The following is a 21,707-nucleotide window of genomic DNA, read 5'->3' as shown; positions in this document are numbered from 1 at the left end:
CAAAGGCGGGATTGCAATTGACCTTCGCGGCTCCCGCACAAACTAATGCCGCATGACCGTTCACACCGATACGCGCCCGACGCTGAACCTCATTCGCCTCGCCCACGGCCAGGGCCTCGATCTGCCCGCCTATGAAACCAAGGGGGCGGCCGGCATGGACTTGCGCGCAGCCGTCGAGGAGGACGCGACTCTGACGATCGCGCCCGGCAAACGGACGTTGGTGCCGACCGGCTTCATCATGGAGATCCCCGAGGGTTTCGAGGCTCAGATCCGTCCACGCTCCGGCCTCGCCTTCAAACACGGCATAACCTGCCTCAACACGCCCGGCACGATCGACAGCGATTATCGCGGCGAAGTGAAGGTGTTGCTGATCAATCTCGGGGACGAGCCGTTCGATATCACCCGCGGCATGCGCATCGCGCAGATGGTGATTGCGCCGGTGACGCAGGCGCGTATTGCCGAAATCACCGAAGCCAGCGAAACCAGCCGCGGCGCCGGCGGCTTCGGCTCGACTGGCGTGTGATGGCGAGCAAACCGGATACCGAAGGCCTGTTCCTGCGCCAGGACTATTTTGGCGATCCTTCGGCCTGGTCGGCTCTAGTGGACCTGCTTCAGGACACCTTTTCCATCGACATCAGTCTACAGGATCAATTCTGCGGCCCCGACCCGAGCAGCATGCCCTTTGGCTATTTCGACGAGACGGGCCGATGCGTCGCAAATTTCAGCGCCTTTTCCATGCCACTGGTGATTAACGGCCGCCTTGTCAGAGCGGCGGGCTATCAGTCGGGCGCCGTGCGGCCGGAATGGCGGGGGCGAGGGCTTTATCGCGACCTCATGCAGCGCGCCTTTGCCAGGACCAAGGCCGAGGGTTTCGAACTCGACATCCTGCTGACGGACAAGCCCGCTCTTTACGAACGCTATGGCTTCCGGACTTTCCCGCAATACGTCTTCGCTGGGCCTCCGCCGGAAACGGCTGGACCGCTCCCGCCCGCAAGGCGCCTATCCCTGCAGGATCCCGGCGATCTCCGCCTGCTGAAGACGTTGCTGCAAAATCGTGCTCCCGTTTCCCGGCGCTTCGCGGTTGTCGGGCAAATGGAGATGTTTCACCTGAATGCCTGCTTCGATCCCGATATCCGCCTGACTTTGGTCGCGGATACGACCGTTGTCGCCTGGAAGTTCGACGGTGGCACTCTTCGGCTTCTCGATGCGGCCGGTCCGGCCATTCTGCCTTTGGCCGCGATCTCATCTGCGCTCGACCTTCGCTCCGAACGGATCGAGGTTTGCTTCCCGCCGGATCGGCTGGATTGGGACCGCACGCCCGCGCCTTATCAAGGCTATACCTCGCTGATGATGCGCGGTGATGCCGCCGACCACATCGATGGTCCGATCATGTTGTCGCCGATGGCGGAATTTTAACAGGAAAGAGGCGGCAGGCGGCGTTTGACCGGGGTCGCCTTGATCATCGACGTATTCGTTTCGGCGCGCTCGGCAATCTTGTCCAGTATGCCGTCGAGTTCCCCCATCGAGCGCACGACAAGGCGGCCGATGAAACAGTCGTCGCCGGTGACCTTGTCGCATTCGATAAATTCCGGTGTTTCCTGGATGATGCGCTCGACCACGTGCAATTGACCGGGCAGCGGCCGGATGCGCACGATCGCCTGCAGGGGATAACCGACCGTTTCCAGTGCGATATTTACGGTGAAGGCCGCAATGACGCCGCGCTCTTCCAGCCGGCGCAACCGCTCAGCGGCACTCGGCGAGGAGAGGCCGGCCGCTTCCGCCAGTTCCTTCAGCGAAATCCGGGCATTGCGCGCCAGGGCCTCCAGCATGCGCTGGTCAATCGCGTCGAGTTCCGTGGCCACATTAGGCACGCTCATGGTTTCACCTCACATAATTAGGTAATTCGCCCGTTCTTCTTTATTCAGATTATATCATCCGCTCGTTGAGAAGAATATTATCAAGCTTCGCAAATGGAGCGGAAACAATGAGCGAGATAAGACGCGGCACAGCGGAAATGACGGCGGCAATGCTGATTTCGGGGACGATCGGCTGGTTCGTGTTGATGTCGGGGCAGCCTGTCACCGGCGTCGTCTTCTGGCGGTGCCTGTTTGGGGCGCTGACGCTTCTTCTGATCTGCGGCGCCATGGGCCTGTTGCGCCCCGGCATTCTCAGCCTGCGCACCTTTGCGATCGCCGTTGCCGGCGGTGTCGCAATCGTCCTCAACTGGCTGCTGCTTTTCGCCGCCTATTCGCATGCCTCGATCTCGATCGCGACGACGGTCTACAATACGCAACCGTTCATGCTGCTGGGTCTCGGCGCGCTGTTTCTCGGCGAAAAGATCACGATCACCAAGCTGTTCTGGCTCGGTCTCGCCTTTGCCGGCATGGCCGTCATCGTCGAGGGCAAGCCGGCGGAGGCAACGGGCGCCGGCAGCTATGCTATTGGCATTCTGCTTTCGCTCGGCGCCGCCTTCTTCTATGCGCTGGCAGCGCTGGCCGCCAAATGGCTGAAGGGCACGCCGCCGCATCTGATCGCGCTGATCCAGGTTTCCACCGGCATTCTGATGCTCCTGCCTTCGGCCGATTTTTCCGCTCTGCCGCGGGATGCGGGCGGATGGTCCATTCTGGCGACGATGGGCATTGTCCATACCGGCCTGATGTATGTGCTGCTCTATGGCGCCATCCAGAAGCTGCCGACACATCTGACCGGGGCGCTGTCCTTCATCTATCCGATCGCTGCCATCGTCGTCGATCGCGTCGCCTTCGGCCATGTGCTCGGCATGGCGCAGATCATCGGTGCGGTGATCATTTTGGCAGCGGCGGCAGGCATGAACCTCGGTTGGACGATCGCCTTGCCGCGTGCTAAAAGCGGTCATCTTTCAAAGGAAGCCGCCGAATGATCACCTGCCGGTGTTCTGAACTACCGCTGCGCTTCGAAGGCCATGCGCATCGCAAGTCCGGCAAGCACCGTGCCCATCAGCCAGCGCTGCACCAGCATGAAGGATGGGCGGCTTGAGAAGAACAGCGCGACGGAGCCGGCTGTCAGCGCGAAGATGGAGTTGAGCGTCACGCTGACGGCAATGTGGGTAAAGCCGAAAATGACGGATTGGCTGAAGACACTGCCGTTGGCGGGATCGATGAATTGCGGCAGCAGCGAGAGATAGAGGACTGCGACCTTAGGGTTCAGCAGGCTCGTCACCAAGCCCATAAAGAAGAGTTTGCGCGGCCCGTCCTTCGGGAGATCGCGAACCTGAAAGGCGGAACGGCCGCCGGGCTTCAATGCATTCCAGGCAAGCCAGGCGAGATAGACGGCACCCGCAAGACGCAGCGCGTCATAGGCAAAGGGCACTGCGAACAGGAAGGCCGTGATGCCGAGCGCTGCCGAAAGCATGTAGAAGACAAAGCCAAGCGCCACGCCGCCGAGCGAGATCAGCCCGGCCGCCGGCCCCTGCGAGATCGATCGCGACACCAGATAAATCATGTTGGGACCGGGTGTCAGCACCATTCCGACGGCAATCAGGGCAAAGGTGATGATGCTGGCGAGATGCGGCATGGAGGTCTCCGGCGGGGATGAATTCAGAAGGCGATCTGGGCTGTCGGGATAAGCTGGATCTCATGCGGGCCGGCATCGAAGCCATCCAGCAATGCATTGTGATGGGCGATGATCGCCTCAAATGTCAGCTTGCCCATATCGGCGGTGGTATGACCATCCGAAAGCAACGTCACGTCGAAGCCGAGCGACACGGCGCGGCGCGCCGTGGTGTCGACGCAGAATTGCGTCATGCAGCCGCCGATGACGAGATGGGTAATCCCTTTTGCGCGGAGGCGCGCCTCAAGATCGGTCTCAAAGAAGGAATCGCAGCTCGTCTTATGCACCACAACATCGCCGGCCTCCGGTGCGATTTCGCGGCGCAACTGCCAGCCTTCGCCGCGCTTTGCCAGGCGATGCGTTCCATGGCCGTCATGCTGCACGATGAAGGAAGGAATTCCGGCGGCACGCGCTTTGCGCTTCAACGACGCAAGTCCGGCCACGACACCTTCCAAGGCGGCGTCGATCGCCGGCTGGCGCTCGGGTGTGCCGAGGCCGGCTAAAATGGCATTCTGAAGGTCGATCAGGAGCAATGCGGACGACATGGGAGCCTTATGCAACGCAGTTTCGACGGGCCGTTAACCCTTGGTAGTATGTTCGCGCCGTTTGCGCAATCGCTTGAAAAGGCAAAGGCGGTGCGATAGAGCAATAACCATCCCTGGAGGAACGCACCATGACGCTCGCAACTCTGCTCGCCTATAGCGGTGCGCTTTTCATTGCGGCCGCAATCCCCGGCCCGGGTATTACTGCCATCGTTGCCCGCGCGCTTGGCTCCGGCTTTCGCGAGACCTTCTTCATGGGACTCGGTCTTGTGCTCGGCGACACGATCTACCTGACGGCGGTCATTCTCGGCCTCGCTTTCGTGGCGCAGACCTTCACGGAGATCTTCATCGTCATCAAGATCGCCGGTGCGCTCTATCTTGCCTACATCGCCTGGAAGCTCTGGACTGCCGGGCTGCTCTCCACCGATGTCGCGGCGAAAAAATCGACCAGCGCCGGTATGTCCTTCCTCTCAGGCCTGCTGGTGACGCTTGGTAACCCGAAGACGATGCTGTTTTACGTGGCGCTCGTACCAACTTTGATTGATATCGGCAGCATCGGGCTTCGCGAATATGGCGTTCTGCTCGCGGCCACCTTCGTCGTGCTTCTGGTGGTGCTGATCCCCTATATGCTGCTCGCTTCCCGCGCCCGCACTTTCCTTAAGCGGCCGAAAGCGCTGCAGATTTTGAACCGGGCGGCCGCCAGCATTCTCGCCGGTACGGCAGCCTTCATCGTCACGCGGGCCGCCTGAAAAACCTTTCCCTGCCAGATTTTGAGGGAATTCTTTTCCCATAGCATGGGAAGGGCAGAGTGATCCCATTCTGGTTTCCGCCAGCGTTTGATCCTATTGTGCTTCTACGATTCCAACAAAGGGGGAGCTACCCATGACCGACACCCGCAAACCAGGCCGCGGCCGCGTCTATGCTTCGATCACCGACACCATTGGTGATACGCCGATCGTACGTCTCGACAAGCTGGCCAAGGAGAAGGGCGTCAAGGCCAATCTTTTGGCGAAGCTCGAGTTCTTCAACCCGATCGCCTCCGTCAAGGACCGTATCGGCGTTGCCATGATCGAGAGCCTGGAAGCCCAGGGCAAGATCATCCCCGGCAGGAGCGTGCTGATCGAGCCGACCTCCGGCAATACGGGCATCGCACTCGCCTTCGCCGCCGCCGCCAAGGGCTATCGGCTGATCCTCACCATGCCGGAGACGATGTCGATCGAGCGCCGCAAGATGCTGCTGCTGCTTGGCGCCGAGCTGGTGCTGACCGAAGGTCCGAAGGGCATGAAGGGCGCGATCGCCAAGGCGGAGGAACTGGCCTCGACGCTGCCTGACGCCATCATCCCCCAGCAGTTCGAAAACCCGGCCAACCCCGAAATCCACCGCAAGACGACGGCCGAGGAGATCTGGAACGATACGAACGGCGAGATCGATATCTTCGTATCCGGCATCGGTACCGGCGGCACGATCACCGGCGTCGGCCAGGTGCTGAAAGCCCGCAATCCGAATATCAAGGTCATTGCCGTCGAGCCGGCCGACTCCCCGATCCTCTCCGGCGGCAATCCCGGCCCGCACAAGATTCAAGGCATCGGCGCCGGCTTCGCTCCGAAGATTCTCGACACGCACATCTATGACGAAGTCGTCACCGTCACCAATGACGAGGCTTTCCAGCAGGCACGTCACGTCGCCAAGCTCGAAGGCGTGCCGGTCGGCATCTCCTCCGGCGCGGCACTGGCGGCTGCGATCAAGATCGGCCAGCGTCCGGAAAACGAAGGCAAGACTATCGTCGTCATCATTCCCTCTTTCGCCGAGCGCTATCTGTCGACGGCACTGTTCGAAGGCCTGGGCGGCTGATACGCCCCTTTGGTCGTTAGGAATTCAAACTGCGGCGGGGCTTAAGCCCCGTTGCTCTATTCAAACCGAAACGTCTTGTTTTGCAGTTCCGTGAACATCTTGGATGACGCGGTTGCGAGGAACTTTCGCCCATCCTTCAACTTGCAAACAAACGTCACGTCTTTACCCTTGCCGCCCGCCAGAAGTCCGGCCAGCAGCCCAATAGGGCCAAGTATGACTGCGCCGGCAACACCCCATCCGATAGTGCCGCCAAGGCGCTTAACTGCTTCCTCCGATGACACGTCAAGGGTTTCGACGGCATCGAGCTTGATGGTCTCGCGAAAGAGGCCCTTAAACTTGTTCATAATCAGCTTGCCTCTTACAAGCCAGCCATTTGTTGCGGCAAATAGAGATTTTGCAACAGCAGCGTGTATCGAGATTACTTGTTTGCTGTCAGATGTGACCACAAGTAATCCATGTTATTTCAGCCGCTTGCGTCACGCCGCCACCGTGAGCCGTTCGCCGGCAATACGGTAGGAAATGGCTTCTGCGAGATGAATGCGCCCGACCGTTTGCTTGTCGTCGAGATCGGCGAGCGTGCGGGCCACTTTCAGCACGCGATGATACCCGCGAGCGGAAAACTTCATCTTCTCCGCCGCGTCGCGCAGCAATTGCAGGCCGGCGGCGTCGGGCTCGGCGATCGTTTCGATCATCGATGTCGAGCAACGGGCGTTGCTAGAGATCCCCTTCACGCCCGCAGCCTCGAAACGTTCGCGCTGCCGTTCGCGGGCACGGGCGACGCGACGGGCGACATCGGCGCTTTTTTCGGCGGTCGTCGGGCGGATGAGATCGGCGGCGGAGACGGCGGGCACGTCGAGGCGGATATATCGATACGATCCAGCAGCGGTCCGGAAATGCGGCCCTGATAATCCGCGACGCAACGCGGGCCGCGGGCGCAGGTATGACCCGGTTCGCCTGCCATGCCGCAGCGGCAAGGGTTCATAGCCGCGACAAGCTGAATGCTGGCGGGATAGGAAACGCGATGATTGGCCCTGGCGATGACGCATTCGCCCGACTCCAGCGGTTGGCGTAACGCATCCAGCGCCTGCGGCGAAAACTCGGGCAATTCATCGAGAAACAGAACGCCATGATGCGCCAGCGATACCTCGCCGGGGCGGGCGCGCAAACCCCCGCCGACCAGCGCCGCCATGGTGGCTGAATGATGCGGCGTGCGATAGGGCCGGCGATCGGAAAGCTTTCCGCCCGAGAGCTGGCCGGCGACGGAATGGATCATCGACACTTCCAGCAGCTCCGCCGTCGACAGCGGCGGCAGAATGGACGGCAGGCGGGACGCCAGCATCGACTTGCCGGAACCGGGCGGACCGACCAAAAGCAGATTATGGTTGCCAGCCGCCGCCACCTCCAGCGCCCGCTTGGCGCTCTCCTGCCCCTTGATATCGGCAAGATCGGGGAAGTTGGCGGCATTGGCGCGGATCGCCGGTTCGGGGCGCGACAGGACCTGGGTGCCGCGGAAGTGGTTGGCGAGCGCAATCAGGCTGCGCGGCGCAAGAATATCGATTTCGGTGCCGGCCCAGGCTGCCTCGGGCCGCTTTCGGCCGGGCATATCAGGCCCTTGCCGATGGCATTGGCGGCGATCGCCGCCGGCAGCGCGCCGGCAACGGGCGCAATCGTGCCGTCGAGATTGAGCTCGCCGACGACGGTATAGGCCGATAGCGCATCCGCCGGAATGGCGCCCAGCGCCGCCATCAGTCCCAGCGCGATCGCAAGATCGAAATGGCTGCCTTCTTTGGGAAGGTCCGCCGGCGCGAGATTGACCGTCACCTTCTTCGGCGGTAGCGACAGGCCGGAGGCGTGAAGGGCTGCCTGCACCCTTTCGCGACTTTCAGCCACCGCCTTATCCGGCAGGCCGACAATATGCATCATCACTTTACCCGGTGAGATCATCACCTGCACTTCGACGGGAACGCCCTCAATGCCCTGAAACGCAACCGTGCTGACGCGCGCTACCATCCCAGCCCTCTTTTAACTCGTTTATCGTTATCAATTTTTCATAAGAGACTATGGGTTGCAATGTGGCAGAAAACATGGAATGAAACAAGAACAATAAAAGAACGAAGGGACGATTTCTACAATGGGGGGCAAATATGAGACTCGTGGTATCGCTTCTGCTGGGCACTGTTCTGGCCGGCTGCCAATCCATCGATGGCGGGGATAATTTGGAAAAAGGCGTTCCCTATCAATTGAACGCCAAGGAAATTGCTGCGGTGGAAAAGGGTTTGCGCGAGCAGCTTCCCTATCAAGGTGTGCTGATCTTCGGGCCGATGGCGGCTTCCAAGAATAGCAAGGGTTATGTCAGTGTCTGCGGTACCATCAGTTCCATCGGCGGCTATGGCGGCATTATGGACAAGCGGCCTTATGTCGGGATGATGCTCGATGTGAAACCGCTTTTCGGCTTCGTGCCGACCGTCATCGCGGACGACAGTTCCACCGGCCCGTCAGCGGTCATCCTGACCTGCCGCCGCATGGGGATAACGATCTAGCTCGGCTCACGGGGACCGGAGAGGCGCCGTGATTTCGATAGGGCGAGCGCGCGTCAAGCGCGCTTCGCCTCGATCGCATCCCACAATAGGCTGGCAATGTCGGCGCCGCCGAAACGCTTGACCTCGCGCAGGCCGGTCGGCGAGGTGACGTTGATCTCGGTCATGTAGTCGCCGATGACGTCGATGCCGACGAGCAGGAAGCCGCGCGCCTTAAGCGCCGGGCCGATGCGCTTGCAGATTTCCTGTTCGCGCGCTGTCAGCTCGGTGGCCTCGGCACGGCCGCCGACATGCATGTTGGAGCGGCTGTCATGCTCGGCCGGCACGCGATTGATGGCGCCGACCGCCTCGCCGTCGACGAGGATGATGCGCTTGTCGCCCTTGCGCACGTCAGGCAGATATTGCTGAGCAATGAAGGGCTCGCGGAAGAGCTGGCCGAACATTTCGAGCAGAGACGACAGATTGCGGTCGTCGCGGCTCGAATGAAACACGCCGGCACCGCCATTGCCGTAAAGCGGCTTCAGGATGATATCGCCAAGCTCGTCGCGAAAGCGACGGATTTCGACCGGATCGCGCGTGATCAGCGTTTTCGGCATGAGGTCGGCGAATTCGGTGACGAATATCTTTTCCGGCGAGTTGCGCACCCAGGCCGGGTCGTTGACGACGAGCGTCTTCGGGTGGATGCGCTCGAGCAGATGAGTCGAGGTGATATAGGCCATGTCGAAGGGCGGATCCTGGCGCAGCAGCACGACATCCATGGTCGAGAGATCGACGCGCTCCGGCTCGCCGAGCTCGAAATGATCGCCCTTGACGTCGCGCAGGATCATCGGCTCGACGGTAGCATAGATCTTGCCGTCACGCATGCTGAGACGCTCGGGCGTATAGTGGAAGAGCTTATAGCCGCGGGTCTGGGCCTCGAGGCTCATGGCGAAGGTCGAGTCGCCTGCAATGTTGATGCTCTTGACGTGGTCCATCTGGACCGCAACATTCTTGATACCAGCCATAGTTAGCCCTCGCTCGAATTTGCGGACAGATGTAGGTCGGCCCGCATCCAAACGCAACGGCTATTCAAAGGCTTCCGTCAGGGCCGGCCGCGTCTAGGCGGCAAGGCCCTGTGCGCCGCCCTGCCGGACGAAGTTGCGCAGGCGATAGGCCATGGTCAAAGGCTTCGGGAACGGCTTGCGTAAAAAGGCGACCTTGCGCAGATAGCGATCGATGCGCCATGTCGCCCAGGTCCCTCCGGCGAAATAGGCGACATCGCCGGCACAGAGCGTGCGTTCGACGCCGTCTTCCGTCGTGATATGCACCTCGCCTTCGAGGATCATCACCGTTTCGTCCCAGCCGAAATACCAGCGGAACTCGCCCGCGGTGCAATCCCACAGCGCGGTCATTGCGGCATCGTCCTGTCCGCGCGAATGCTCCGCAATGCGGGCGATCGGATCGCCTGCCAGGATCCAGGACGGTTCGATCGGCGACGGCTTCATTTCCATTTCGCCACTGGCGCCGGCCACGAAGCTTTTCGACTGCGGCAGCGCCGCGACGACCGGGACGGCACGCGCGGCAAAAGCCGCCATGCTCGCCAACATCAATTTCAAGACCATGCAATCCCCCAATTCCATGCGCGTCTCAGCCTCCATCGCACGGAAGAGGTAACGACGCGGTTCATGAAATCCGGTGCATTTTAACGATTGCAGCGATCAGGCAGAAAAACCTTCGATTGTGCAAACGATCATGTCATGATCGGATAAAGGCTTTCCCTCTTCATTGAGGGAAGAAACGAGATGGCTCTCGCTGATCTTCAAACCCCGGGTTAGGAACCAATCGAGCTTCATGATGCGATCGGGAAAGCGGGTGATCAGGCTCGGGCGCGTGCTCGTCTGGTCCAGCGGCCCGCCATGGCATTCGAAGCCGCGGCCCTCCGCCATGGCAAACAGCGTATCGGTCGAAAAATCGCCGCCGGTGTGATTGCCGGTATTGAGATCGCCGCCGATCAGGATCGGAAGGCCCGGGGCAAAGGCTTCGACGACATCGATCAGCGCCGCCGTCTGTCGCTCGCGATAGGCAGTGGTCGCAACACTTTCGAGATGGACCGACACGGCGACGAAGGGACCGGCCTCGGTTTCGACGATGGCGCCGACAGCGCAGCGATCGCCGATGCGCGGCTGTTCATTGCTATCGTTGAACCACTTGGCCTCGCCCGGCAAACGGAAGAGGAAAGCATCCTTTAGGGCGACAGACGCCATCAGGGCGTTGCCGTGAAAGCCCTTTTCGTTGAAACCGTCCTTGCAGAAGGAGCGCTCGATTTCCGAACCGAGGCTGAGCTCCAGAAATTCGACGCCATAGGCGTAGTTCATGCCGAGCTCATCGGCGACGATCGCTGTCGGGTCGCGCTGCTCGGTGCGGGCCATGCCCTCGTCCATCTCGGAGAGCAGGATCAGCGGCGCACCCGTCGCCTGCAGCTTCGCCGCACTTTCCTCGGGAAACAGACAGCGCTCGAGGTTCCAGGCGGCGGCTGTAAACGGGAAGGCCAAGGCCCCGACCTTGGCTTCCGCTCCACCGATGCGTACCGTGTTCATGCAGGCGAGCGATGCCAGCTTCGCGGCATGAATGGCCGGCGTCTTTTCCAATGAAACGAAATTTTTGCGTTCCTCCTGCGAGGGAACGGCGAAGCCGGAAACGGTGCTGCGGATCATCATAAGACCTGTCGAACTTGCGTAAGGCGCGATGCCCGGAAGCGGCGTAAGCGCGGTGGTCTGGCAATAGTTGCGCTTTATGACGCCGCCATGATGTTAGCCTCAAAAAGCGTCCGGAAAATGCCTTGGCCAGCGACCGGGCAGGATGGCGACGATGTCGTAACGCTGCGACAACAGCGCATAGTCCGGCTGTCGTGCAAGCCAGAGGTCGCTGGCAGCACGAATGCGCTTCTGCGCGGAAAAGGAAACGGCATCGATCGCCTCCTGCTCGCCGCGCCTGGCTTTGACCTCGACGAAGACGGCGAGATCGCGTTTGCGGGCGATGATATCGATTTCGCCGAGCTTGGTGCGGTGGCGGATGGCGAGAATGCGGTAGCCCTTGAAGACGAGGAAAAGTGCTGCGGCATATTCGGAGACATGGCCGCGCCGCCATGCTTTCAGCCGCTTCAGCCTCTCGCCGGTCTCAGCCATGGCGCTCCTTCATATCGAGCAGGCGCTGATAGAGATCCTTGCGCGACAGGCCTGTGATCCGCGCAGCCTCCGCCGCGGCCTTGGCCGTCGGCATCGTCCCTGCGAGATCGGCTAGAATGGCCTCGACATCCGCTTCCGCGGCAACACTTTCCGCGGGGGGACCGACAAGCAGCACGATCTCGCCCTTCACATGCTCGGCGGCCTCATAGAATACCGCGAGTTCAGTGAGCGTACCGCGACGGAATTCCTCGAAGGTCTTGGTGAGTTCACGGCAAACGGCCGCCTTGCGCTCGCCGCCAAGCACATCGGCAGCGGCGGCGAGCGTCGCGGCAATGCGATGCGGCGATTCAAAGAAGATCAGGGTGGCGGGGACGACGGCAAGCTCGGCCAGTCGGTCTCGGCGGCCCTTGTCCTTGGCGGGCAGGAAGCCGGCGAAGAGGAAGGCATCATTGGGAAGGCCGGCGCCGACCAGCGCGGCAAGAGGCGCGGATGCCCCCGGGATCGGCACGACACGATAACCCGCCTCGATCGCCTGCTGCGCCAGCCGGTAGCCGGGATCGGAGACGAGCGGCGTGCCGGCATCGGAGACCAAGGCTACCGAGCGGCCGGCTTCCAGCGCCTGCAGCAGCCGCGGCCCAGCTTCGTCCGCATTGTGCTCATGATAGGCGAAGGGACGGTTCTGAATGCCATAACGGTCAAGCAGCACGCGGGTGACACGCGTATCCTCGCAGGCGAGAACATCGGCACCGGCCAAAGTTTCCAAAGCCCGCAGCGTGATATCGCCGAGATTGCCGATCGGCGTCGCGACAAGATAAAGCGCCGGCTCCAGCGGCCGGGCGGGAACCGTGGTATTATGCAAGCGGAAACTGCGCGCTCCGCCGCTGGTGTTTTCGTCGTTCATACCGACCCTGAATTCGCCTCGGAATCATCGTCTTTATGGGCGAGGTATGGCCTGACGGCAAGAGCCGCGCAAATCCTGTGAGCATTGTCGGCCAAATGCCGAAATGACGTGCAGCATGTTCCGATGCCTCTTGCATTCGCATGCTGAGTTCTGTCATTTTGCCCGTCCAATCTCGGGCCTTGTCCGAAAAAGCATCCTTCGGGCGCCTGTGGCCGCCCGGGAGTAACGGTCGAAAGCGGTAGCATCATGCGCATTACAATTGAGCGGTCGAATCTCCTGAAATCGCTGAACCACGTGCATCGCGTGGTCGAGCGTCGCAACACGATCCCGATCCTGTCCAACGTATTGCTCAAAGCCGACGGCGCGAGCCTCGATATGAAGGCGACCGACCTCGATCTCGAAATCACCGAGGCGACGCCCGCCAATGTCGAGAAGGCCGGCGCCACCACCGTTCCGGCGCATCTGCTTTACGACATCGTGCGCAAGCTGCCGGACGGTTCGGAAGTGCTTCTCGCGACCAATCCCGACGGCAGTTCGATGACGGTTGCTTCGGGCCGCTCGAAATTTTCGCTGCAATGCCTGCCGGAATCCGATTTTCCGGATCTCACCGCCGGCAGTTTCAGCCATTCCTTCAAGCTGAAGGCGGCGGACCTGAAGATGCTGATCGACCGGACGCAGTTTGCGATTTCCACTGAAGAAACGCGTTATTATCTGAACGGCATCTTCTTCCACACGATCGAAAGCAACGGCGACCTGAAGCTGAGGGCGGTCGCCACGGATGGACACCGCCTCGCCCGCGCCGATGTCGACGCCCCTTCGGGCTCGGAGGGCATGCCGGGCATCATCATTCCGCGCAAGACGGTCGGCGAGTTGCAGAAGCTGGTCGACAGCCCCGATGTCATCGTCACCGTCGAAGTGTCCGATGCGAAAATCCGCCTGACGATCGGTTCGATCGTCATGACCTCGAAGCTGATCGACGGCACCTTCCCCGATTATCAGCGCGTCATCCCGACCAGCAACGACAAGGAAATGCGGGTCGATTGCGAGACCTTCGCGCAGGCTGTCGACCGAGTCTCGACGATTTCGTCGGAGCGCGGCCGCGCCGTGAAGCTGGCGTTGTCGGACGGTCAGCTTCTGTTGACGGTCAACAATCCCGATTCCGGAAGTGCGACGGAAGAAGTCGCCGTCGGCTACGACATGGATGCGATGGAAATCGGCTTCAACGCCAAATATCTGCTCGACATCACCGCGCAATTGTCCGGCGATGCGGCAATCTTCCTGCTTGCCGATGCCGGCTCGCCGACGCTAATCCGCGATACGGCCGGCGACGATGCTCTCTATGTTTTGATGCCGATGCGCGTTTAGCGAAACCGAAGCGCCCTTTTACGCGTTCTTGAGAACGGGAGGGCGCTTTTATTTGAGCCTGTACAGGTTGCGACGTTTTCTCTTGTTATTGCGCCATGGCATTGCAAGATGAGAGATAAGCGATATGTAGGTCGCAACTGTAAAACTGGTGGGGGAGAGGATGGCGCTGCGTCTTAAGGAACGGCTGGGCAGGAAGTTCGACGAAGAAATCCGTTTCTTCAAAGGCATGATGCAGGGCCCGAAAACGGTCGGTTCCATCGTTCCTACATCCTCGATCACGGCGCGCAAGATGGCGAGCGTCGTCAATATCCATTCCGGCCTGCCGGTGCTGGAGCTCGGGCCCGGCACAGGCGCCATTACCAAGGCGATCCTGGCCCGCGGCGTCGAACCGGAAAATCTCGTCGCCGTCGAATATTCCACCGACTTCTACAATCATCTCGTCCGTCTTTATCCCGGCGTCCATTTCATCAATGGCGATGCCTTCGATCTCGACAAGACGCTCGGCGTTTTGCGCGGCCAGACATTCGATTCCATCGTCTCGGGTATTCCGCTGCTGAATTTCCCCATGAAGGCGCGCGTCGCTCTCCTCGAAAGCCTGCTGGACCGCATGCCGCCCGGCCGGCCGGTGGTGCAGATCTCCTATGGGCCGGTGTCACCGATCATCGCCCGGCCGGATCGCTATCATATCCAGCACTTCGACTTCATCGTCCGCAACATCCCGCCGGCGCAGCTCTGGATCTACCGTCGGGGCTGAGCTCAATCATGTTCGCACTCTATATCACGCATCCACAGGTGCGCATCGATCCCTCGGTGCCGGTTCCGGAATGGGGTCTTTCCGATATCGGCGCCGCGCGGGCGCAAACAGCGGCGACGCGTCCTTGGGCGCGTCAGCTTGGCCTGATCGTTTCCAGCGGCGAACGCAAGGCGATCGAGACCGCCGAAATCCTGGCGACGGCGAGCGGCGCCACGGTCGAGATCATCGAAGCCATGCACGAAAACGACCGCAGCGCCACGGGCTTCCTGCCACCGCCGGAATTCGAGAAGGCGGCGGACTGGTTCTTTGCCCATCCACACGAGAGTTTTAAGGGTTGGGAGCGCGCGATCGATGCGCAAACGCGGATCGTTTCCCACGTGGAGGCCGTTCTCTCGCGACACGATCCGAAGACGCCGATCGCCTTCGTCGGCCACGGCGGCGTCGGCACGCTGCTGAAATGTCACCTGGAAGGCAAGCCGATCGCGCGTCAGGGCGATCAGCCGCCCGGCGGCGGCAATCTTTTCTGTTTCGATCTTGCGAAGCGCGCCGTCTCATGCGACTGGACGCCTATCGAAGATTGGCAGGGGTGGAGTTGAGATGACCGCACGCGACCGCTTGATCGTTGGACTGGATGTTCCAAACCTTCAGGAGGCCGAAAAGGTTGTCAGCACCCTCGGGAACGACATTCTCTTCTACAAGATCGGCTATCAGCTCGCCTTCGCCGGCGGACTGGAATTCGCCCGTGACCTTGCCGCCGACGGCAAGAAGATCTTCCTCGACATGAAGCTGCTCGATATCGACAACACGGTCGCTTCGGGCGTCGAAAACATCGTCAAGATGGGCATGTCGATGCTGACGCTGCATGCCTACCCGAAGGCGATGCGGGCGGCCGTCGCCGCAGCCAAGGGTTCCGACCTCTGCCTGCTCGGCGTTACCGTGCTGACCTCGATGGATGAGCAGGACCTGATTGCCGCCGGATATGAATACGACCCGCATACGCTGGTGCTGCGTCGTGCCGAACAGGCCCTCTCCGCCGGCATGGGCGGTATCGTATGCTCGGCAGAAGAATCCGCCGCCGTGCGCAAAATCATCGGCCCGGACATGGCGCTGGTCACCCCCGGCATCCGCCCGGCCGGCAGCGACAAGGGCGACCAGAAGCGTGTGATGACGCCGACTGAGGCCATCAAGGCAGGGTCGAGCCATCTCGTCGTCGCCCGACCGATCGTCAAGGCGGCCGATCCGAAGGAAGCCGCCCGCGCCATCCTCGCCGAGATGGATGCTGCGCTCTAAATTGCAGGAAACATGGAGAACCGGACATGGCAAAGGGATACTGGATCGCGCGCGTGGATGTTCGCGATGCCGAGCGCTACAAGGACTATGTCGCCGCCGCCAAGCCGGCTTTCGAGAGATTCGGCGCGAATTTCCTCGCCCGCGGCGGCGCTTTCACGCCGCTAGAGGGCCAGGCCCGTGGCCGCAACGTCGTTATCGAATTCCCTTCGCTGCAGCATGCCGTCGATTGCTACAACTCGCCGGAATACCAGGCTGCCGCCAAGATTCGTCACGAAGTGGCGGACGCTGAAATGGTGGTCGTCGAAGGCATCTAAGGCTTTTAAAAAGCGGCCAGAACATGCGGTGCGATAGCTCTTCACCTCGGCCCTCGGATCGGTTAAGACGAAACCAGATCAGCCCTATCTAAGCCTTTCGAGGAGCCTGCCATGACCCTGTCCAACCTTCCGCCGCTCGTGACCGTGTTTGGGGGATCGGGCTTCATCGGCCGGCATGTCGTCCGCGTGCTCGCCAAGCGGGGCTATCGCATCCGCGTTGCCGTACGCCGTCCCGATCTCGCCGGTTACCTGCAGCCGCAGGGCAATCTCGGTCAGATCTCGATCGTCCAGGCGAACGTGCGCTATCGCAACTCCATCGACCGCGCCGTCGAAGGTGCGCAGCATGTGGTCAATTGCGTCGGCATTCTCACCGAAAGCGGCCGCAATAAATTTGATGCCGTGCAGGAATTCGGCGCCAAGGCGATCGCGGAGGCTGCGCGCGGCGTTGGCGCTTCGCTGACGCATATTTCCGCCATCGGCGCCAATGCCAATTCGCCTTCCGCCTATGCCCGCACTAAGGCCCGCGCCGAAGCCGCCATCCTGTCGATCAAGCCGGACGCCGTCATCCTGCGGCCGTCGATCGTCTTCGGTCCGGAAGACGGCTTCTTCAACAAATTCGCCGATATGTCGCGCACCGCGCCCTTCCTGCCGCTCATTGGCGGAGGCCAGACGAAGTTCCAGCCGGTTTATGTCGAGGATGTCGCCGAGGCAGTTGCACGCGGCGTCGACGGCAAGCTCAAAGCCGGCACCATCTACGAACTTGGCGGTCCGGAAGTGCTTACTTTCCGCGAATGTCTCGAAACGACGCTCGAGGTTATCAACCGGAAGAAGTCGCTGGTGTCTCTGCCGTTCGGCCTTGCGTCCTTCATCGGCAGCATCGTTTCGTGGGTGCCGCTCATCACGCCGCCGATCACGCCCGATCAGGTTCGCCTGCTGAAGCACGACAATGTCGTTTCCAAGGAAGCCGAAGCGGAAGGCCGGACGCTGAAGGATATCGGCCTGATGCCAACCCTGCTGATTTCCGTGCTGCCGTCGTACCTGGTGCGCTATCGCCCGCAGGGTCAGTTCACCGGTTCCGGCAAGGCCGCCTAACCTCTAGTGATTCGAAAAATCGAAGCGCCGTCTGGTTCTATCCAGGCGGCGTTTTTGCTTCGTCCGGCCGCGTTTCCGGCATCGAGGAGCCGCCCTCCTCACCTTCATTCACAGCTTGGCGTTGCCCAAAAGACGCACACTGAAAATAGTAGCATTAACGTCAAATTTAACATGAACCTTTATTGCTATTCGTCATTTCACTGACTAACACAACCGCGCGTCGCCAGGGCCTGGCCGGCTCAATTCGTGGCGCGCTTCACTTCTGCGGAAAGGCATTCTTCGATGGGTAAGTCTATCGCGCTTTTGTTTGCGTGCGCGGCACTGGTGATCCTCGCTGGCTCGTTCGTGGCCCGCGGCAGCATCGCTTCGGTCAAGGGTGAATGCACGCCAACCTATGGCGTCGATCCCTGCACGACAGGTTCCATCGAGCCTTCTTCCTCGAACTGATCGAGCCGATCTGATCGAGCATAAAAAAGGCCGGTTTGCACCGGCCTTTTTATCCTCAGGATCGCACTCCCAGCGATCCGCCTTCAGCCGATCGTATAAAGCCCGATCAGGCCGACAACGCCAAGGATGATGCGCCACCAGGCGAAGGGGGCGTAGCCGCGGCGCGATACGAAATCGAGCAGTGCCCGGACCACGAACAATGCCGATAGGAAAGCGGTGACGAAGCCGATGACGATCAGCAGGCCTTGGTCCATGCTGAGGTCGTGACGGCTTTTCCAGAGATCCAGGGCAAAAGCACCAGCCATGGTCGGCATGGCGAGGAAGAAAGAGAATTCCGCGGCCGAGCGCTTGTCGGCGCCAAGCAAGAGGGCGCCAACAATGGTGGAGCCCGAACGCGACGTTCCAGGAATCATTGCCAGACATTGGAAGAAGCCGATCTTGATCGCCATCGGCCAGGAGAACTCATAGGCGCTGGTATATTTGGGCTTCAACGGGACCCTGTCGATGACCAGCAGGACGATGCCTCCGAGGATCAGCGAAATGCAGATGACCTTCGGCGAATCGAACAGCACCGTCTTGATGAAATCATGCGCGATCGCGCCGATGACGGCAGCCGGCAGGAAGCCGAAAAGAACCGCGAGCACGAAATGACGAGCCTTGACGCTGACCGGCAGCGCCTTTGCGATTTGAACGAGGCGATTGAAATAGACAAGCAAGATGGCGAGGATTGCACCGAGCTGAATCAGAACGTCGAAAGTGGCAGCTTCATCAAAACCGAGGAAATGTCCGATCAGTATCAAATGACCCGTTGAGGATACGGGAATGAACTCCGTCAGGCCTTCCACAAGGCCCAAAAACAACGCGATAACAATTTGTTCAGCCATATTGTGTCCTTTGTCACGGGGCGGGGTGGCCCGATTCGCTTGTAATAGCTAGGCCAAACTCCTATAGCTTCAACGGATGACGTATGACTAGGGCCGCAAGATGGTGGGCCCGAGACTCTTATAAGCATCAATCGCAAAAGCCCGAGTATCAATGCCGACGCTGTATCATCATTCCATGTCATCTCCATCACGGTTCGTCCGTCTGATCCTGACCGAATACGGTTATCAGACGGAGTTGATCGAGGAACAGACGTGGGAAAAGCGGCGCGATTTTCTGGCGCTCAATCCGGCCGGCACGCTGCCGGTCTATGTCGATGACAGCATGCGGGCGCTCTGCGGCGCGACCGTGATTTCCGAATATCTCGACGAGACGCATGGCGTTCTGAAGCGAGACCGTCGGCTTCTGGCCGAAGACCCGTTCCAGCGCGCCGAAATCCGCCGGCTGACGGAATGGTTCATGCAGAAGATGGAGCAGGACGTGACGCGGCCTTTGGTGCGCGAACGGGTCTACAAGCTGCAGATGACTGCCGACCAGGGCGGCGGCGCTCCCGATTCAAAGGTGATGCGCATGGCTCGGGGCAACATCCGCCAGCACATGAAATATCTCTCCTGGCTCGCGGGTTCCCGCCAATGGCTCGCCGGCGACCGGCTGAGCTATGCGGATCTTGCGGCGGCCGCTTCGATTTCCGTTCTCGATTATCTCGGCGAGATCGACTGGACGGAATCGCCCATCGCCAAGGAGTGGTATCAGCGGCTGAAATCCCGCCCGTCTTTCCGACCGATCCTGGCGGAACGCGTGCGCGGCATCACGCCTGTATCCCACTACGCCGATCTGGATTTCTGACGGGGCTGGATATGCCCGACGACCGTGCCACAGAAAAAGAAGGCAAGCGACGGCGTGCGCTGACGGCCTTTCTTCGCGACGAAGCGCGGATGCAGGGTTTCGATCTCTGCCGCATCACCCGGCCAGACGCCATTCCCGAGGCGGGGATCAGGCTCAATCAATTCCTGAATCAAGGCTACCATGGCACCATGGCGTGGATGGAAGAGACGCGCGAACGCCGCGGCGATCCCAACGTGCTCTGGGGTGAGGTGCGCTCCATCGCCGTCTTCGGCCTCAACTACGGCCCCGAAGAAGACCCGCGCGGCATTCTGGAGAAGCCCGACAAAGCGGCGATCTCCGTCTATGCGCGCAACCGCGACTATCACGACATCATCAAGGGACGCCTCAAGGAGATCGCCACCCGCTTTGCGGCGCGATCGCAGGAAGATGTCAAGGTTTTCGTCGACACGGCGCCGGTCATGGAAAAGCCGCTGGCCGCTGCGGCGGGCCTCGGCTGGCAAGGCAAGCACACCAATCTCGTCAGCCGGACGCATGGCTCCTGGCTGTTTCTCGGCTCGATGTTCACCACAGCCGATCTCGAACCGGACGAGGCTGAGATCGATCATTGCGGCTCCTGCCGCGCCTGTCTCGACGTCTGCCCGACGGCAGCTTTCCCAGCGCCCTATCAGCTCGACGCGCGCCGCTGCATTTCCTATCTGACCATCGAGCATAAGGGACCGATCGATCCAGAGCTTCGGCCGTTGATCGGCAATCGCATCTATGGCTGCGACGACTGTCTTGCCGCCTGTCCCTGGAACAAATTCGCCAGCGCCGCCGCCGAGATGAAGCTGATCGCCCGCGACGACCTCAAAGAACCGCCGATCGCCTTCCTGCTCGATCTGGACGATGCCGCCTTTCGCACCTTCTTCAGCGGCTCGCCCGTCAAGCGCATCGGCCGTGATCGCTTCATTCGCAATGTGCTGATCGCCGCCGGCAATTCCGGAGAGCGTGGCTTGATCGCGGCATGCCGTCGCCTGACCGACGACCCCTCGGCGGTGGTGCGCGGCATGGCCGTCTGGGCATTGTCGCGGTTGATGACGGCTGGCGAGTTCCGCAGTTTTGCGGCAGAAAGAAGTGACGAACCGGACGCGGATGTCCGCGCGGAATGGACAATGGCGGGAGTTGCGTAATGCATGTGATGATTTTCGGCTGCGGCTATTCGGGAACGGCCATCGCCAAGGCTTTCGCCGGCCCCGGCGTTCGCATCACTGGCACAACCCGTTCGGCTGACAAGACCGGTCCTCTTGGCCAGGAGGGCATCGAAGCTTTCGTCTTTGACGGTGAGACGTTCGATCCGGAATTGAGCGAGGTGATGAAATCCGCCACGCATCTTGTCCAGTCGATTGCGCCCGGCAAATCCGGCGATCCGCTGTTGCGGTTGGCGCATCTGAATATCCGCGCGCTCATGCCGAAGCTCGAATGGATTTGTTATCTTTCGACCGTCGGCGTCTATGGCGACCACAAGGGCGCTTGGGTCAGCGAAGAAACACCGCTGCATCCGGTTTCCGACCGCTCGGTCGAACGCGTCGAAGCCGAGGACGGCTGGCACCGCGTCGGCATCAGGCTTGGCATTCCCGTCGCGGTGCTCCGGCTTGCCGGCATCTATGGTCCGGGCCGCAACAGCTTCTGCAATCTGGAAAAGGGAACGGCCCGACGGCTGATCAAGGCGAACCAGGTGTTCAACCGCATCCGCGTCGAAGACATCGGCGCCTGCGCCAAGTTTCTCTCCGAGCGCAAACTCGGCGGCATCTATAATGTCACCGATAACGAGCCCGCTCCGCCTCAGGACGTCATCGTCGAGGCGGCTCGCCTGATGGACATCGAGCCGCCGCCGGAACAGCCCTTCGAAACGGCGGAGCTGACGCCCATGGCCCGTTCCTTCTATGGTGAGAACAAGCGCGTCTCGAACGCAAAATTGCGCGCGCTGGGCTTCCCCTTTCGCTATCCGGAATACCGCATGTCGCTTGCCCAACTCTGGTCCTCGGGACGCTGGCGCGGCTGAGCGAAGGCGAGATAATCACCTCCGCAATCGCACGAAAATTTCTACTAATCCATATTGATGAGTTCAATTTGCTCCACATTTATGGTTAATGGT

At 60.8% G+C, this 21,707-nt stretch carries 26 protein-coding genes and 1 pseudogene; 16 read left to right on the top strand and 11 right to left on the bottom strand.

The features are described 5' to 3' along the window. Positions 1 to 52: 52 nt before the first annotated feature. Positions 53 to 523, top strand: a complete 471-nt coding sequence (gene dut / locus QDY28_RS07740; protein WP_331381114.1) for a dUTP diphosphatase — start codon at positions 53 to 55, stop codon at positions 521 to 523. Next, positions 523 to 1,416, top strand: a complete 894-nt coding sequence (locus tag QDY28_RS07735; protein ID WP_331381113.1) for a GNAT family N-acetyltransferase — start codon at positions 523 to 525, stop codon at positions 1,414 to 1,416. The genes dut and QDY28_RS07735 overlap by 1 nt, the downstream gene beginning before the upstream one ends. On the opposite strand, the gene QDY28_RS07730 is transcribed toward QDY28_RS07735, so the two are convergent. Beyond that, positions 1,413 to 1,877, bottom strand: a complete 465-nt coding sequence (locus tag QDY28_RS07730; RefSeq protein ID WP_331381112.1) for an Lrp/AsnC family transcriptional regulator — start codon at positions 1,875 to 1,877, stop codon at positions 1,413 to 1,415. The genes QDY28_RS07735 and QDY28_RS07730 overlap by 4 nt on opposite strands. A 107-nt stretch (positions 1,878 to 1,984) precedes the next feature. Here QDY28_RS07730 and QDY28_RS07725 point away from each other — a divergent pair, with 107 nt between their 5' ends. Continuing rightward, positions 1,985 to 2,899, top strand: a complete 915-nt coding sequence (locus tag QDY28_RS07725) for a DMT family transporter (RefSeq protein WP_331381111.1) — start codon at positions 1,985 to 1,987, stop codon at positions 2,897 to 2,899. A gap of 20 nt (positions 2,900 to 2,919) precedes the next feature. On the opposite strand, the gene QDY28_RS07720 is transcribed toward QDY28_RS07725, so the two are convergent. Both QDY28_RS07720 and QDY28_RS07715 read right to left on the bottom strand, forming a co-directional pair. Beyond that, a complete protein-coding gene (locus QDY28_RS07720) occupies positions 2,920 to 3,552 on the bottom strand; it encodes a LysE family translocator (RefSeq protein WP_331381110.1) in 633 nt (210 codons plus the stop codon). Positions 3,553 to 3,575: 23 nt separating this feature from the next. Further along, positions 3,576 to 4,133, bottom strand: coding sequence for a cysteine hydrolase family protein (locus QDY28_RS07715; RefSeq protein ID WP_331381109.1), 558 nt, complete (start codon positions 4,131 to 4,133; stop codon positions 3,576 to 3,578). Between the two features lie 128 nt (positions 4,134 to 4,261). Here QDY28_RS07715 and QDY28_RS07710 point away from each other — a divergent pair, with 128 nt between their 5' ends. Next, positions 4,262 to 4,879 (top strand): LysE family translocator, encoded by a 618-nt coding sequence (locus tag QDY28_RS07710; RefSeq protein ID WP_331381108.1) that lies wholly within the window; start codon positions 4,262 to 4,264, stop codon positions 4,877 to 4,879. Positions 4,880 to 5,012: 133 nt separating this feature from the next. Beyond that, on the top strand, positions 5,013 to 5,981 hold the full coding sequence (cysK, locus tag QDY28_RS07705) for a cysteine synthase A (RefSeq protein WP_331381107.1): 969 nt from the start codon (positions 5,013 to 5,015) through the stop codon (positions 5,979 to 5,981). Between the two features lie 56 nt (positions 5,982 to 6,037). Here the strand turns inward: cysK and QDY28_RS07700 are convergent, their stop codons facing one another. Beyond that, a complete protein-coding gene (locus tag QDY28_RS07700) occupies positions 6,038 to 6,427 on the bottom strand; it encodes a hypothetical protein (protein WP_331381106.1) in 390 nt (129 codons plus the stop codon). A 30-nt stretch (positions 6,428 to 6,457) separates the two neighbouring features. Then, positions 6,458 to 7,991, bottom strand: a pseudogene (locus QDY28_RS07695) (YifB family Mg chelatase-like AAA ATPase). Positions 7,992 to 8,125: 134 nt separating this feature from the next. Here QDY28_RS07695 and QDY28_RS07690 point away from each other — a divergent pair. Continuing rightward, positions 8,126 to 8,521 carry a hypothetical protein gene (locus QDY28_RS07690; RefSeq protein WP_331381105.1) on the top strand — a complete coding sequence of 132 codons (396 nt, stop codon included), beginning with the start codon at positions 8,126 to 8,128 and terminating at the stop codon, positions 8,519 to 8,521. Positions 8,522 to 8,574: 53 nt separating this feature from the next. Here QDY28_RS07690 and gshB read toward each other — a convergent pair whose 3' ends face one another. The 5 genes from gshB to rsmI form a co-directional block, all read right to left on the bottom strand. Beyond that, positions 8,575 to 9,522, bottom strand: coding sequence for a glutathione synthase (gene gshB, locus QDY28_RS07685; protein WP_331381103.1), 948 nt, complete (start codon positions 9,520 to 9,522; stop codon positions 8,575 to 8,577). 93 nt (positions 9,523 to 9,615) lie between these two features. Further along, a complete protein-coding gene (locus QDY28_RS07680; RefSeq protein ID WP_331381102.1) occupies positions 9,616 to 10,119 on the bottom strand; it encodes a cupin domain-containing protein in 504 nt (167 codons plus the stop codon). A gap of 96 nt (positions 10,120 to 10,215) precedes the next feature. Further along, positions 10,216 to 11,211, bottom strand: coding sequence for an endonuclease (locus QDY28_RS07675; protein ID WP_331381276.1), 996 nt, complete (start codon positions 11,209 to 11,211; stop codon positions 10,216 to 10,218). 102 nt (positions 11,212 to 11,313) lie between these two features. Then, on the bottom strand, positions 11,314 to 11,682 hold the full coding sequence (locus QDY28_RS07670) for a YraN family protein (protein ID WP_331381101.1): 369 nt from the start codon (positions 11,680 to 11,682) through the stop codon (positions 11,314 to 11,316). Further along, on the bottom strand, positions 11,675 to 12,583 hold the full coding sequence (gene rsmI / locus QDY28_RS07665; protein WP_331381100.1) for a 16S rRNA (cytidine(1402)-2'-O)-methyltransferase: 909 nt from the start codon (positions 12,581 to 12,583) through the stop codon (positions 11,675 to 11,677). The genes QDY28_RS07670 and rsmI overlap by 8 nt, the downstream gene beginning before the upstream one ends. A gap of 246 nt (positions 12,584 to 12,829) precedes the next feature. Here rsmI and dnaN point away from each other — a divergent pair, with 246 nt between their 5' ends. The 7 genes from dnaN (at position 12,830) to QDY28_RS07630 (ending at position 17,845) form a co-directional block, all read left to right on the top strand. After that, entirely contained in the window at positions 12,830 to 13,948 is a 1,119-nt protein-coding gene (gene dnaN / locus QDY28_RS07660; protein ID WP_331381099.1) for a DNA polymerase III subunit beta, read from the top strand. A gap of 160 nt (positions 13,949 to 14,108) precedes the next feature. After that, positions 14,109 to 14,702: a phospholipid N-methyltransferase PmtA gene (pmtA, locus tag QDY28_RS07655; protein ID WP_331381098.1), complete on the top strand. Its 594-nt coding sequence runs from the start codon at positions 14,109 to 14,111 to the stop codon at positions 14,700 to 14,702. 8 nt (positions 14,703 to 14,710) lie between these two features. Further along, positions 14,711 to 15,298, top strand: a complete 588-nt coding sequence (locus tag QDY28_RS07650) for a histidine phosphatase family protein (protein ID WP_331381097.1) — start codon at positions 14,711 to 14,713, stop codon at positions 15,296 to 15,298. Between the two features lies 1 nt (position 15,299). After that, positions 15,300 to 15,992 (top strand): orotidine-5'-phosphate decarboxylase, encoded by a 693-nt coding sequence (gene pyrF, locus QDY28_RS07645; RefSeq protein WP_331381096.1) that lies wholly within the window; start codon positions 15,300 to 15,302, stop codon positions 15,990 to 15,992. Positions 15,993 to 16,018: 26 nt separating this feature from the next. Continuing rightward, the gene (locus QDY28_RS07640) at positions 16,019 to 16,306 is read left to right on the top strand and encodes a DUF1330 domain-containing protein (RefSeq protein ID WP_331381095.1); all 288 of its coding nucleotides are present in this window, start codon (positions 16,019 to 16,021) and stop codon (positions 16,304 to 16,306) included. A 111-nt stretch (positions 16,307 to 16,417) separates the two neighbouring features. Then, positions 16,418 to 17,398 carry a complex I NDUFA9 subunit family protein gene (locus QDY28_RS07635; protein WP_331381094.1) on the top strand — a complete coding sequence of 327 codons (981 nt, stop codon included), beginning with the start codon at positions 16,418 to 16,420 and terminating at the stop codon, positions 17,396 to 17,398. Between the two features lie 282 nt (positions 17,399 to 17,680). Continuing rightward, entirely contained in the window at positions 17,681 to 17,845 is a 165-nt protein-coding gene (locus QDY28_RS07630) for a hypothetical protein (RefSeq protein ID WP_199773511.1), read from the top strand. An 83-nt stretch (positions 17,846 to 17,928) separates the two neighbouring features. Here QDY28_RS07630 and QDY28_RS07625 read toward each other — a convergent pair whose 3' ends face one another. Next, positions 17,929 to 18,729 carry an undecaprenyl-diphosphate phosphatase gene (locus QDY28_RS07625; protein ID WP_331381093.1) on the bottom strand — a complete coding sequence of 267 codons (801 nt, stop codon included), beginning with the start codon at positions 18,727 to 18,729 and terminating at the stop codon, positions 17,929 to 17,931. A gap of 151 nt (positions 18,730 to 18,880) precedes the next feature. Between QDY28_RS07625 and QDY28_RS07620 the strand changes: the two genes are divergently transcribed. From QDY28_RS07620 to QDY28_RS07610, 3 genes are read left to right on the top strand one after another with little or no spacing between them, the layout of a single operon-like run. Next, positions 18,881 to 19,573 (top strand): glutathione S-transferase family protein, encoded by a 693-nt coding sequence (locus QDY28_RS07620; protein WP_331381092.1) that lies wholly within the window; start codon positions 18,881 to 18,883, stop codon positions 19,571 to 19,573. An 11-nt stretch (positions 19,574 to 19,584) separates the two neighbouring features. Beyond that, the gene (gene queG, locus QDY28_RS07615; protein WP_331381090.1) at positions 19,585 to 20,742 is read left to right on the top strand and encodes a tRNA epoxyqueuosine(34) reductase QueG; all 1,158 of its coding nucleotides are present in this window, start codon (positions 19,585 to 19,587) and stop codon (positions 20,740 to 20,742) included. Then, positions 20,742 to 21,614 (top strand): SDR family oxidoreductase, encoded by an 873-nt coding sequence (locus QDY28_RS07610; RefSeq protein WP_331381089.1) that lies wholly within the window; start codon positions 20,742 to 20,744, stop codon positions 21,612 to 21,614. Before queG ends, QDY28_RS07610 begins: the two co-directional genes overlap by 1 nt. Positions 21,615 to 21,707: the final 93 nt, after the last annotated feature.

The sequence above is a fragment of the Rhizobium sp. BR 362 genome (assembly GCF_036528765.1).
In the GTDB taxonomy this organism is placed as follows: Bacteria; Pseudomonadota; Alphaproteobacteria; order Rhizobiales; family Rhizobiaceae; genus Rhizobium.
Note: the sequence above shows the minus strand (reverse complement) of the source record. Positions and strands in the feature narration are given on the sequence as shown.